At 66.9% G+C, this 12,923-nt stretch carries 11 protein-coding genes; 8 read left to right on the forward strand and 3 right to left on the reverse strand.

All coding sequences use genetic code 11. From position 1 onward, the window contains the following. Positions 1 to 85 precede the first annotated feature (85 nt). Positions 86 to 442 (reverse strand): hydroxyisourate hydrolase, encoded by a 357-nt coding sequence (gene uraH, locus K1Y73_RS19155; protein WP_225029919.1) that lies wholly within the window; start codon positions 440 to 442, stop codon positions 86 to 88. Between the two features lie 150 nt (positions 443 to 592). On the opposite strand from uraH, the gene puuE reads away from it, so the two are divergent. The 4 genes from puuE (at position 593) to K1Y73_RS19175 (ending at position 4,952) form a co-directional block, all read left to right on the forward strand. Continuing rightward, on the forward strand, positions 593 to 2,008 hold the full coding sequence (puuE, locus tag K1Y73_RS19160) for an allantoinase PuuE (protein WP_225029910.1): 1,416 nt from the start codon (positions 593 to 595) through the stop codon (positions 2,006 to 2,008). Beyond that, entirely contained in the window at positions 2,005 to 2,850 is an 846-nt protein-coding gene (locus tag K1Y73_RS19165) for a bifunctional allantoicase/(S)-ureidoglycine aminohydrolase (RefSeq protein ID WP_225029911.1), read from the forward strand. The genes puuE and K1Y73_RS19165 overlap by 4 nt, the downstream gene beginning before the upstream one ends. Positions 2,851 to 2,894: 44 nt before the next feature. Beyond that, positions 2,895 to 3,377 (forward strand): ureidoglycolate lyase, encoded by a 483-nt coding sequence (locus K1Y73_RS19170; protein WP_225029912.1) that lies wholly within the window; start codon positions 2,895 to 2,897, stop codon positions 3,375 to 3,377. A gap of 87 nt (positions 3,378 to 3,464) precedes the next feature. Further along, a complete protein-coding gene (locus K1Y73_RS19175; RefSeq protein WP_225029913.1) occupies positions 3,465 to 4,952 on the forward strand; it encodes a nucleobase:cation symporter-2 family protein in 1,488 nt (495 codons plus the stop codon). A 54-nt stretch (positions 4,953 to 5,006) separates the two neighbouring features. On the opposite strand, the gene K1Y73_RS19180 is transcribed toward K1Y73_RS19175, so the two are convergent. Further along, positions 5,007 to 5,213 carry a cold-shock protein gene (locus K1Y73_RS19180; protein WP_225029920.1) on the reverse strand — a complete coding sequence of 69 codons (207 nt, stop codon included), beginning with the start codon at positions 5,211 to 5,213 and terminating at the stop codon, positions 5,007 to 5,009. Between the two features lie 160 nt (positions 5,214 to 5,373). Next, positions 5,374 to 7,644: an adenosylcobalamin-dependent ribonucleoside-diphosphate reductase gene (locus K1Y73_RS19185; RefSeq protein ID WP_225029914.1), complete on the reverse strand. Its 2,271-nt coding sequence runs from the start codon at positions 7,642 to 7,644 to the stop codon at positions 5,374 to 5,376. A 143-nt stretch (positions 7,645 to 7,787) separates the two neighbouring features. Between K1Y73_RS19185 and K1Y73_RS19190 the strand changes: the two genes are divergently transcribed. The 4 genes from K1Y73_RS19190 to K1Y73_RS19205 form a co-directional block, all read left to right on the forward strand. Next, positions 7,788 to 8,216 carry a DUF1489 family protein gene (locus tag K1Y73_RS19190; protein WP_225029915.1) on the forward strand — a complete coding sequence of 143 codons (429 nt, stop codon included), beginning with the start codon at positions 7,788 to 7,790 and terminating at the stop codon, positions 8,214 to 8,216. A 417-nt stretch (positions 8,217 to 8,633) separates the two neighbouring features. Further along, a complete protein-coding gene (xdhA, locus tag K1Y73_RS19195; protein ID WP_225029916.1) occupies positions 8,634 to 10,034 on the forward strand; it encodes a xanthine dehydrogenase small subunit in 1,401 nt (466 codons plus the stop codon). Continuing rightward, the gene (locus K1Y73_RS19200) at positions 10,031 to 12,616 is read left to right on the forward strand and encodes a xanthine dehydrogenase molybdopterin binding subunit (RefSeq protein WP_225029917.1); all 2,586 of its coding nucleotides are present in this window, start codon (positions 10,031 to 10,033) and stop codon (positions 12,614 to 12,616) included. The genes xdhA and K1Y73_RS19200 overlap by 4 nt, the downstream gene beginning before the upstream one ends. Before the next feature lie 65 nt (positions 12,617 to 12,681). Continuing rightward, positions 12,682 to 12,923, forward strand: a 242-nt coding sequence (locus tag K1Y73_RS19205; protein ID WP_225029918.1) for an XdhC family protein, incomplete at its 3' end; no start/stop codon positions are given.

Genomic DNA, 12,923 nt, shown 5'->3' on the forward strand with positions numbered 1-12,923 from the left:
CCGCGGTGCAGGGCGACCGCCGCCGCCTTCTGCGCATCGCCGCCTCGGCCGGCGGGCGGCTGCGGGCGCGGCTGATCCCGCCCGATCAGGAGCCGCGATAGGTGGAATAGGCAAAGGGGCTGATCAACAGCGGCACATGATAATGCGCCGCGGGATCGGCGATGCCGAAGCGGATCGGGATCTCGTCCAGAAACAGCACCCCCTCGGCCGGGGCCTGCCCCGAGGCGCGCAGATAGGCGCCGGCGCAGAAGACCAGCTCATACGCCCCCGCCGTCAGCGCCTTGCCCTCCAGCATCGGCGTATCGGTGCGGCCATCGGCATTGGTCACCGCTTCGGCGATCTTGCGATGGCTTTGGCCGCTGATCCGATAGAGCAGGATCTTCACCCCCGCGGCCGGTTTTCCCCGCGCCGTATCCAGCACATGCGTCGTCAGCCTGCCCATCGCCATTGCGTCCCCCGTTCCGATCCGTTCCAGTAAGCACAAGTTCAGCATAGGGCAGCCGGGCGTGGCGCAAAAACTCCTTTGTGGAAATCTTGAAAACGCCCGGCGATTTTCCGGCCTAAGCTGAAGATCACGACGAAGGAGAGCCGAATGAACCGCTACCCCCGCGACTTCCGCGGCTATGGTCCGACCCCGCCCGATGCCCGTTGGCCCGGGGGCGCGAAGATCGCCATCTCGCTGGTGCTGAATTACGAAGAAGGCGGCGAGAACAACACCCTGCATGGCGATGCGCAATCCGAGGCCTTCCTGTCCGACATCGCCGGCGCCGCCCCCTGGCCGGGGATGCGGCACTGGAACATGGAATCGATCTACGATTACGGCGCCCGGGCCGGCTTCTGGCGCCTGCACCGCTTCTTCGTCGAGAAGGCGCTTCCCGTGACGATCTACGGCGTCACCTCGGCGCTGGCGCGCAACCCCGAACAGGTGGCCGCGATGAAATCGGCCGGATGGGAGATCGCCAGCCACGGGCTGAAATGGGTCGATCACCGCGACATGCCCGTCGATGAGGAAGCCCGCCAGATCGCCGAAGCCTTCCGCCTGCACGAGGAAGTGGTGGGCGAGCCGCCGCGCGGCTGGTACACCGGCCGCTGCTCGATGCATACGGTGCAGCTGACCGCCGAGACCCAGCGGCTGGACTGGATCTCAGACACCTATGACGACGACCTGCCCTATTGGCTGGAACTTGACAGCCATGACCAGCTGGTCATCCCCTACACGCTGGAAGCCAATGACATGCGCTTCGCCACGGCGCCCGGCTATATCACCGGCGAGCAGTTCTTCACCTATCTGAAGGACACGTTCGACACGCTGTATGCCGAGGGCCAGGATGGCCGCGCCAAGATGTTCTCGATCGGGCTGCACAACCGGCTGATCGGACGGCCGGGAAAGTTCGCCGGGCTCAAGCGGTTCATCGACTATGCGATGGGCCATTCCGGCGTCTGGTTCGCCACCCGCGGCCAGATCGCCGACCACTGGGCCACGACCCATCCGCACAGGCGCATCGAACGGCCCAGCCGGATGAGCCGCGCCCGCTTCGTCTCGCGCTTCGGCGGGATCTTCGAACATTCGCCCTGGATCGCCGAACGCGCCTTCGATCTGGAACTGGGCCCGGCGCATGACAGCGCCACCGGCCTGCACAATGCGCTGGCGCGGGTCTTCCGCTCGGCCAGCCCGGATGAGCGGCTGGGCGTTCTGACCGCCCATCCCGATCTGGCCGGCAAGCTGGCCCAGGCCAAGCGGCTGACCGCCGAATCGACCGCCGAACAGTCCAGCGCCGCGCTGGACGCGCTGACCGATGCGGAACGCGCGACCTTCCAGCAGCTGAACGCCGAATACGTCGCCAAGCACGGATTCCCCTTCATCATCGCCGTGCGCGACAACAGCAAGGACACGATCCTGCAGGCCTTCCGCCAACGGATCGACAATGACACCGACACCGAATTCGCCACGGCCTGCGCCCAGGTCGAGCGGATCGCCGAACTTCGCCTGAAGGATATCCTGCCATGAGCCGCTATGCCGGCCCCGCCGACGGCCTGCCCCCGCAAACCGCCCTGCACACCGGCCGCGCGGTCTTTACCGAAGCCTATGCCGTGATCCCCCGCGGGGTGATGCGCGACATCGTCACCAGCTATCTGCCGGGCTGGGACCGGACCGAGCTGTGGATGATCGCACGCCCGATGTCGGGGTTCTCGGAAACCTTCTCGCAATACATCGTCAAGATCGCCCCGGGCGGCGGGTCCGACACGCCCGAGAACGACCCCGCGGCGCAAAGCGTGCTGTTCGTGACCGAGGGCGATCTGGTGCTGACGCTGGACGGCGCCACGCATCAGATGGGGCCGGGCGGCTATGCCTATCTGCCCGCAGGTGCGGCCTGGACGCTGAAGAACACCGGCGAAGCGCCCGCCCAGCTGCACTGGCTGCGCAAGATCTGGGAGCCGGCGCCGGGCATCGCCAGGCCCGAGGCCTTCGTGACCAATGAACAGCTGCATGCCCCGCGCGCCATGCCCGGCACCGAGGGCAAATGGGCGACGACGCGCTTCGTCGATCCGCAGGATCTGCGCCATGACATGCATGTCAACATCGTCACCTTCCAGCCCGGCGCGGTGATCCCCTTCGAGGAAACCCATGTCATGGAACACGGGCTTTACGTGCTTGAAGGCAAGGCGGTCTACAAGCTGAACCGCGACTGGGTCGAGGTCGAGGCGGGCGATTTCATGTGGCTGCGCGCCTATTGCCCGCAGGCCTGCTATGCGGCGGGGCCGGGGCTGTTCCGCTATCTGCTGTACAAGGACGTGAACCGCCACGCCCGGCTGCGCGGGCCCTGGTCAGGCGCCGTGTCCGGCCGCTAGGGGCCGGCTGCCGGCGCGAACCCATATCGAAGAAGGAGCCCGCGATGCGCCAGATCCGCACCGAACCGCTGACCGCCGAAGCCTTCGCCCCCTTCGGCCAGGTTCTGGAAGCCGCGGGCGATTTCCGCCTGATCAATGCCGGGCTTTGTCGGCGCCACCATGACCGCGCGCGGCTGGATTTCGGCGCTGACACCGGCGGGCAGGCCGGCATCTCGGTCTTTCAGGCCCAGCCCCGCGCCCTGCCCTATGACTTCGACCTGATCGAACGCCATCCCGAGGGCAGCCAGGCCTTCGTGCCGCTGTCCTCGGAGCCTTTCCTTGTCATCGTATCGCCCGATCCGCAGGCAGTTCCGCGCGCCTTCCTGACAAATGGCGCCCAGGGGATCAACCTGGCCCGCGGCACCTGGCATGGCGTCTTGACGCCCCTTGCCGCACCCGGCCTGTTTGCAGTGGTGGACCGCATCGGTCCCACGCCCAATCTGGAAGAACACCGCTTCAGCGAAGCCTGGCGGGTGATCCGGGGCTGATCGCCGCGGACAAGAAGACCGGAGCGCGCCCGGGGGCGGCCCCGCATCCGGCATTCAACAAGAAGGCCCCCGGGAAAGGGACGGAATATGACAACGGATCTGCATCCGGTGGACGAGGTTCTCGCGCCGCCGAAACTGTTCACGCTTGGGCTTCAGCATGTGCTGGTCATGTATGCCGGCGCGGTGGCCGTGCCATTGATCATCGGCCGCGCGCTGAAGCTGGAGCCGGCCGATGTGGCCTTTCTGATCTCGGCCGACCTGTTCGTCTGCGGGATTGCGACGCTGATTCAATCGTTTGGCATGACGCAATGGTTCGGCATCAAGCTGCCCGTCATGATGGGCGTGACCTTCGCCGCCGTGGGCCCGATGCTGGCCATGGCCGGCGCCAATCCGGGCCCCGAGGGCGCGCGGGCGATCTTCGGCGCGATCATCGCGGCCGGGGTGATCTCGATCCTGATCGCGCCGCTGGTCAGCCGGATGCTGCGCTTCTTTCCGCCGGTGGTGACCGGCACGATCATTCTGGTGATCGGCGTCAGCCTGATGCGGATCGGCATCAACTGGATCTTCGGCAATCCCGTGGGGCCGACTGCGCCCTCGCTGGTCGATCCGGCCTATAGCGACTGGCTGAAGGCCGCGACCGAGGGCATGGCCGCCGGAACGGTGACCGGCCTGCCGCCGATGCCCGAGAAACTGGCGCTGGCGGCTTCGGTGCCGAACCCGGCCTATGCGCCGCTGTCGGCCATGCTGGTCTCGGCCGTGGTCTTGCTGTCGATCCTGATGATCGCCCGCTTCGGTCGCGGCTTCGTCGCCAATATCTCGGTGCTGCTGGGCATCGTGATCGGCTGCCTCATCGCCATTGTCATGGGCACGATGAGTTTCGGCAAAGTGGCCGATGCCGCCTGGTTCGGGATGATCACGCCCTTCCATTTCGGCGCGCCGACCTTTCAGTTGGTGCCGATCGTCACCATGGTTCTGGTGATGATCGTCGTGATGATCGAATCCACCGGCATGTTTCTGGCGCTGGGCGACATGACCGGCCGCCGGGTGACCGAGCCGATGCTGTCGGCCGGGCTGCGCACCGACGGGCTGGGCACGCTGATCGGCGGGATCTTCAACACCTTCCCCTATACGTCCTTCAGCCAGAATGTCGGCCTGGTGGGGGTGACCGGAATCAAAAGCCGCTTCGTCTGCGTCGCGGGCGGAGCGATCATGGTGGTGCTGGGCCTGGTGCCGAAGATCGGCGCGCTGGTCGAATCGATCCCGACCATGGTGCTGGGCGGCGCGGGGCTGGTGATGTTCGGCATGGTGGCCGCAACCGGCATCCGCATTCTGGCCGGCGTCGATTTCGCCAAGAACCGCAACAACCTGTTCATCGTCGCGGTCAGCCTGGGCATGGGGATGATTCCGCTGATCGCGCCCAGTTTCAAACAGTGGATCTGGCACGACATCCACCCGCTGATCGAATCCGGCATCCTGCTGGCCTCGATCACCGCGGTGGCACTGAACGCCTTCTTCAACGGCGCCCCGCGCGACACCGACGCGATCAAGGCCGCCGCCGCGATGGCGGACCACTGAATGAAAAAGGCCCCGCAAATGCGGGGCCTTTTATAAATTCCTGCGAAGGACCGATCAGGCCAGCGCGAGATTGATCGCCGATTCGCGGCCGTCACGGCCACGCTCGACGTCGAAGGTCACCTTCTGCCCATCGGGCAGCTCACGGATGCCGGCGCGTTCCATCGCCGAGATGTGGACGAAAACGTCCTTCGAGCCGCTTTCCGGCGCGATGAAACCGAAACCCTTGGTGGTGTTGAACCATTTCACGGTGCCATTGGCCATCGTGTATACTCCTGTCATGTCGCCATCCGCTTGATGCGATGGCCCGGCTTCGTCACGAGAAAGATCGAGAACTGAAGCCGTGAGGAGACAGGATATCGATGATCGTGTGGTGTCGCCCCTTCTCTATGCGCCATTTTCGTCGGAATTGCCAGGGAATTCGTCAGCCGCATTTCGAATGGCCGCAAGAGCCGCAGGTCATGCAGCCCTCGACCATGCGCATCTCATAGGCGCCGCAGCTGGGGCAGGCCTTGCCCTTCGGCGCGCCGCCCACCACCAGAAGCTCGGCCTTGGGGTCGGATTTCAGCCCCAGCCCCTCGCCCTCGATGAAGCCGATGTCGATCAGATGCCGCTCGATCACCCCGCCGATCGCGGCCAGAATCGAGGGCACGTATTTGCCCTGCATCCAGGCCCCGCCGCGCGGATCGAACACCGCCTTCAGCTCTTCCACCACGAAAGAGATATCGCCGCCGCGCCGGAACACCGCGCTGATCATCCGCGTCAGCGCCACGGTCCAGGCGAAATGCTCCATGTTCTTCGAGTTGATGAACACTTCGAAGGGCCGGCGGTGGCCGGAAATGACGATATCGTTGATGGTGATGTAGAGCGCATGTTCGCTGCCCGGCCATTTCACCTTGAAGGTCTGGCCCTCCAGCGCTGCCGGCCGGTCCAGCGGTTCGGACAGATAGACCACTTCGCCCCCGGTCTGCGGCTGGGCGGCGGCTGGCGTTTCGGCCTGTTCCGACACGGTCAGGACCGAGCCCGTCACGTCATTCGGCCGGTAGGTGGTGCAGCCCTTGCAGCCCTGATCCCAGGCGGCCATGTAGACATCCTGGAACGCGTCGAATGAGATATCGGCCGGGCAGTTGATCGTCTTCGAGATCGACGAATCGATCCAGCGCTGGGCCGCGGCCTGCATGCGCACATGATCCTGCGGCGCCAGGGTCTGGGCATCGACGAAATGCGCGGGCAAGGGCGCATCGCCGAACTTTTCGCGCCACAGGCGCACGGCGTAATCGACCACTTCCTCTTCGGTGCGCGAGCCGTCCTTCTGCAGCACCTTGCGCGTATAGGCGAAGGCGAAGACCGGCTCGATGCCGCTGGACACATTGCCCGCGTAAAGCGAGATCGTTCCCGTGGGCGCGATCGAGGTCAAAAGCGCGTTGCGGATGCCGTGCTGGGCCACCGCGGCGCGGATATCCTCGTCCATGCCCTGCATGTTGCCACTGGCGAGATAGGCCTTGGCGTCGAACAGCGGGAAGGCGCCCTTCTCCTTGGCCAAATCGACACTGGCAAGATAGGCCGAGCGGGCAATGGCATGCATCCAGTCGCCGGTCAGTTTCGCTGCCGCTTCGCTGCCATAGCGCTGGCCGACCATCAAAAGCGCATCGGCAAGCCCGGTGACGCCCAGCCCGATCCGCCGCTTGGCCTGCGCCTCCTGCGCCTGCTGCGGCAGCGGGAAGCCGCTGGCATCGACGGTGTTGTCCATCATCCGCACCGCCACGCGGACCAGCCGGTCCAGCGCCGCCATGTCCAGCGCCGCGCCCTTGCCGAAGGGATCGCTGACCAGCCGCGCCAGGTTGACACTGCCAAGGAGGCAGGCGCCATAGGGCGGCAGCGGCTGCTCGCCACAGGGGTTGGTCGCGGCGATCGTCTCGGCATAGCCCAGATTGTTCGCCGCATTGATCCGGTCGATGAAGATCACGCCCGGCTCGGCATAATCATAGGTCGAGCGCATGATCCGGTTCCACAGATCGCGCGCCTGCAGGGTGCGGTAGACCCGGCCGTCAAACACCAGATCCCAGGGCGCATCGGCCTTGACCGCGGCCATGAAGGCATCGGTCACCAGCACCGACAGGTTGAACATCCGCAGCCGCGCCGGATCGCGCTTGGCCTCGATGAAGGTTTCGATGTCGGGGTGATCGCAGCGCATCACCGCCATCATCGCCCCCCGGCGCGAGCCGGCCGACATGATGGTGCGGCACATCGCATCCCAGACATCCATGAAGGACAGGGGCCCCGAGGCATCGGCGGCGACGCCTTTCACCTCGGCCCCGCGCGGGCGGATGGTCGAGAAATCATAGCCGATCCCGCCGCCCTGCTGCATGGTGACCGCCGCTTCCTTCAGCGCGTCGAAAATGCCGGGCATCGTGTCGGGGATGGTGCCCATCACGAAGCAGTTGAACAGCGTCACCGACCGGCCGGTGCCGGCGCCGGCGGTGATGCGGCCGGCGGGCAGGAACTTGAAATCCTCAAGCGCGTCATAGAAGGGCTGCTCCCATCGCGCCGGATCGGCCTCGGTTTCGGCCAGGGCCCGGGCGATGCGGCGCCAGCTGTCCTCGACCGAGCCGTCGACGGGGGTACCATCCGCCTCCTTGAAGCGGTATTTCATATCCCAGATCGACTCGGCGATGGGTGCTGCGAAGCGCGTCATGAACGCCCCCTTCCAATCTTGCAGGCATAAAAGATAAAGCCGCAGGGCATATCTTGTGGATATCTGCGGCGTAGCCGCAGGATATCTGCGATCCGGGCCAGCGTCAACTTGAAGCCGCCGATGGCGCGCCTATGCTGGCCGGCATGGAATACGTGAACCTTCTGAAGCTGTGCGTCGGCGCCGACAGTGTCGAGGATCTGGAAGACTGGCAGACCAGCCAGCGCGGCCGCTGGCCCGCGGGCCGGGCGGAACATGTCACCCGGATGTGGCCGAAACGCGAGGCCGATCTGCTGGCCGGCGGCTCGCTGTTCTGGGTGATCAAGGGGGTGATCCTGTGCCGCCAGCGGCTTCTGGGGCTTGAGGAACGCCGCGGCTCGGACGGAATCGCGCGCTGCGCGCTGGTGCTGGACAGCAAGGTGATCCGCACCGAGGCCGCCCCCCGCCGCCCGTTCCAGGGCTGGCGCTATCTGGCGCCCGAAGACAGCCCGCGCGATCTTGCCCCCGGCCGCGCCGCCGACGATGCCTTGCCGCCCGATCTGGCGCGGGCGCTGGCAGAGATCGGCCTGCGCTAGAAAACCTGCCCGGAAAGGGCATACCGCCGCCACTCCGGCAGGAGGGCGGCGGTACCCGGAAGGGAAAACACCCTTTTGAAAAGCGTCGCGATCAATCTTCGCCTGGAAATTTATGCATGCCCCTTAGCACGACGTCATCGCGCCGCCGCAGTAGGGTTATCCTGACCCTACGTCACCTTGCGCCCCTGCCCGGCCAGGCGCGGGCCCGGCCTGCCGGTTTTTCAGGCAGATCGGCGGCGCCACTCTTCCGCAAAAGGCAAAACTGCTTCGTGCCCAGCCACAGAGTTTGTTCTTGCCTTGAATCGCCGGGCCCGGCTTGATGATCCTGAAGAAAAGAAGGGGCGCGCGATCTGCCTTACGCCGCATCGGGCGGGCGCGCAGGGGGCCTCAAACGGGGAGACCGCGGCGGACGTACATATGAGCAGCATCGCGTTTCTGGTCAACGGAACGCCGGTCCGCATTGCGGGAGAAGCCCCGACGCGGACGCTCCTGGATTGGCTGCGCGAGACGCGCGGCCTGTGCGGCACCAAAGAGGCGTGTTGTGAAGGCGATTGCGGCGCCTGCACCGTGATGGTCACGGACGAGACCGGATCCAAGGCGATGAACGCCTGCATCCTGTTCCTGCCGCAGCTGCACGGCAAGGCGGTGCGCACGGTCGAAGGCATCCCCGGGCCGGATGGCGCGCTGCATCCGGTGCAGCAGGCGATGATCGACCATCACGGCAGCCAATGCGGCTTCTGCACCCCGGGCTTCGTGGTCTCGATGGCCGCGGCGCATCTGAACGGCGACCGGAATCATGACGACGTTCTGGCCGGCAACCTGTGCCGCTGCACCGGCTATGCCCCGATCATCCGCGCCGCCGAAGCCGCCGCCCAGGCCCCCGTCCCCGCCTGGATGACAGCGGATGCGGCCTTCCTCTCTGCCAAAATATCCTCTGGGGGTCCGGGGGGCGAAGCGCCCCCGGCCGCCTACCGCCCCACAACCGCAGACGATCTTGCCGACTGGTATCTGGCCCATCCCGACGCCACACTGGTGGCCGGCGCCACCGATGTGGGGCTTTGGGTGACGAAACAGCTGCGCGATCTGGCGCCGGTCGGCTTCCTGAACGGCGTGGCCGAGTTGCGCGGGATCCAGGCCCAGGGCGACCAGTTCCGCATCGGCGCGATGACCACCATTGCCGAATTGCGCAGCGCGATGGCCCCGCATCACCCGTCCTTCGCCGAGATGCTGCGCCGTTTTGCCAGCGCCCAGGTCAGGAATGCCGCAACGATCGGCGGCAATATCGCCAATGGCAGCCCGATCGGCGACGGGCCGCCGGCGCTGATCGCGCTGGGGGCGGTGCTGCATCTGCGCCGCGGCGCGGAACGGCGCAGCCTGCCGCTTGAGGATTTCTTCCTCGACTATCGCAAGCAGGACCGCCGCCCCGGCGAATTCGTCGAAGCGCTGACCCTGCCCGCCAAGGCGCCCGCCTTGCGGATCTACAAACTGTCGAAACGCTTCGACCAGGATATTTCCGCGGTCTGCGGCGGGCTCAACGTGACGGTCGAGAACGGCCTCGTGACCGGCGCGCGCATCGCCTTTGGCGGCATGGCGGGCATTCCCAAACGCGCCGCCGCCGCCGAAGCCGCGCTGCTGGGCCAGGGCTGGAGCGCCGAGACCGTCGCCCGGGCCGCCGCCGCCATGACGCAGGACTTCACCCCGCTCAGCGACATGCGCGCCTCGGCCGGCTACCGGATGGAGACGGCGCAGGCGATGCTGACGCGCTATTTCCACGATCTGGCCGGCGCGCCGGTTTCCGTGCTGGAGGTCGCGCCATGAGCCTGGGCAAACCCCTGCCGCATGATTCCGCGCCGCTGCATGTGACCGGCCAGGCGCGCTATCTGGACGATATCCCCCTGCCCGCGGGCACGCTGCATCTGGCCTTCGGCCTGTCGACCATCGCCTGCGGCGAGATCGTCGAGATGGATCTGTCGGCGGTGCGCGACGCCCCCGGCGTGGTGGCGGTGATCGCGGCCGGCGATCTGGCCGAGATCCCCGATTGCTCGCCCTCGATCGGCGACGAGCCCCTGTTGACGGCAAAACAGATCGAGTTCCATTCCCGGCCGATCTTCATCGTCGCCGCCACCAGCCATCTGGCGGCGCGCAAGGCGGCGCGGCGGGCGAAGATCACCTATGCCGAAAGCCAGCCGATCCTGACCGTGGAAGAGGCGCTGGCCGCCGACAGCCGGTTCGAATCCGGGCCGGTGATCTGGGCCCGCGGCGATGCGGCGGCGGGGATTGGTGCCGCGCCGCATGTCATCGAAGACGCATTCGAGATCGGCGGACAGGAGCATTTCTATCTGGAAGGCCAGATCGCCGCGGTGTTGCCGCAGGAAGATGGCGGGATGCAGGTCTATTCCTCGACCCAGCATCCGACCGAAGTGCAGCACAAGGTCGCCCATGCGCTGCATCTGCCGATGGCGGCGGTGCGGGTGGAAACTCGGCGGATGGGCGGCGGCTTCGGCGGCAAGGAAAGCCAGGGCAACTGGCTGGCCATCGCCTGCGCGCTGGTGGCGCGGGCGACGGGGCGGCCCTGCAAGATGCGCTATGACCGCGACGACGACATGGTGGTGACGGGCAAGCGGCATGATCTGAAGATCCGCTATCGCGTGGGCTTTGACGATCGGGGCCGGGTGCTGGGGCTGGAATTCCAGCACCTGTTCCGCTGCGGCTGGAGCCAGGACCTGTCGCTGCCGGTCGCCGACCGGGCGATGCTGCATGCCGACAATTGCTACTGGCTGCCGGCGATCCGCATCGAAAGCCACCGGCTGAAGACCAATACCGCCAGCGCCACCGCCTATCGCGGCTTCGGCGGCCCTCAGGGGATGATCGGGATCGAGCGGGTGATGGACCATATCGCCTTCGCCCTGGGGCAGGAGCCGCTGGAGGTGCGGCGGGCGAATTTCTACCGCGGCATGGTCGCGCCCGTGGCCGGCCCCGGGGGCGCTTCGCCCCCCGGCCCCCCCGAGGATATTTCCGGACAGATGAAAAGCGCCGGGCCTTCGGCGCCTTTGCCCGCGGGCGAGGCGCCGGACCTGACCTCGCGCGGGGCGGCCGGCCTGGCCGGCAGCGGGCGGCGGCTGGAGACCGGGCCCTCCGGCGGCACAGCGGCGCGGATCGAAACTGCGGGCACAGTCGGCACGGCACATCGGATTGCCGGCGCGCATTCTCCGGCGGCGGCCAAGGCCGCGGTTGAGGCCGAGCGTCTGGCCGCCCTGCCCCAGACCACGCCCTATGGCATGGAGGTGAGTGATTTCATCGCCGACGCGCTGGTGGCCGAGTTGGAAAAGCGGTCGGATTACCAGGCCCGCAAGGCCGAGATCGCGCGCTGGAACGCCGCCTCGCCGATCCTGAAACGCGGCATCGCGCTGAGCCCGGTGAAATTCGGCATCTCGTTCACCCTGACCTGGCTGAACCAGGCCGGCGCCCTGGTGCATGTCTATCAGGACGGCTCGGTCCATCTGAACCATGGCGGCACCGAAATGGGCCAGGGGCTGAACCAGAAGGTCGCGCAGGTGGCGGCCCAGGTCTTCGGTCTCGATCCGGGCGCGGTGAAGATCACCGCCACCGATACCGGCAAGGTGCCCAATACCTCGGCCACGGCGGCCAGCTCCGGCAGTGACCTGAACGGCATGGCCGCGCGCGAGGCCTGTCTGACGATCCGCAGCCGGATGGCGGATTTCCTGGCCGAAAAGCACCAGATCGCGGCCGAGGCCGTGCGCTTTGCCGAAGGCATGGTGCATGCGGGCGGCGAAAGCTATCCGTTCGAGAAGGTCGCGCAATGTGCCTATCAGGCGCGGATCTCGCTGTCCTCGACCGGCTATTATGCCACGCCGAAGATCGCCTGGGACCGGGTGAAGGGCCAGGGGCGGCCGTTTTTCTATTTCGCCTATGGCGCGGCGGTCAGCGAAGTGGTGATCGACACGCTGACCGGCGAGAACCGGATCCTGCGCGCCGATATCCTGCATGACACCGGGTCCAGCCTGAATCCGGCCATCGACATCGGCCAGATCGAAGGCGCCTATGTGCAGGGCGCGGGCTGGCTGACCACTGAGGAGCTGGTCTGGGACGGCAAGGGCCGGCTGACCACGCATGCGCCAAGCACCTACAAGATCCCGGCCTGTTCCGACCGGCCGCGGGTGTTCAATGTCGGGCTTTGGGGGCGCGAGAATCCCGAAGCGACGGTGGGCAAGTCCAAGGCGGTGGGCGAGCCGCCCTTCATGCTGGGGATTTCCGCCTTTCTGGCGCTGTCGGATGCGGTGGCGGCCTGCGGCGACGGGCGCGCCTATCCGGGGCTGCGCGCGCCCGCCACCGCCGAAGCGGTGCTGGCGGCGGTCAAACGGGTGCGCGGCCATGCGTGAGGGGCGCGGATTTTCGTCAAAAAAGCGCAGCTTCGGATTTTCGTCGAAAATCCGGGGACCGGCGGATGTTTGACCGCGAGGCCCTTGCCCGGGCCGTGGCGGCGCAGGGCGCGGTCGCGCGGGTGGTGATTGCCGCGCATGACGGGTCAAGCCCGCGCGAGGTGGGGGCGGCGATGCTGGTCTGGCCCGGCGGCCAGGAGGGCACGATCGGCGGCGGCGCGCTGGAGCATGAGGCGGCGCGCGCGGCGCTTGCCGCCCTGGCCCGCGGCGCCGGCCGGCTGGAGCGGGTGGCGCTAGGCCCGGCTTT

The sequence above is a fragment of the Xinfangfangia pollutisoli genome, assembly GCF_020179405.1.
GTDB classification, from domain to species: Bacteria; Pseudomonadota; Alphaproteobacteria; order Rhodobacterales; family Rhodobacteraceae; genus Pseudogemmobacter; species Pseudogemmobacter pollutisoli.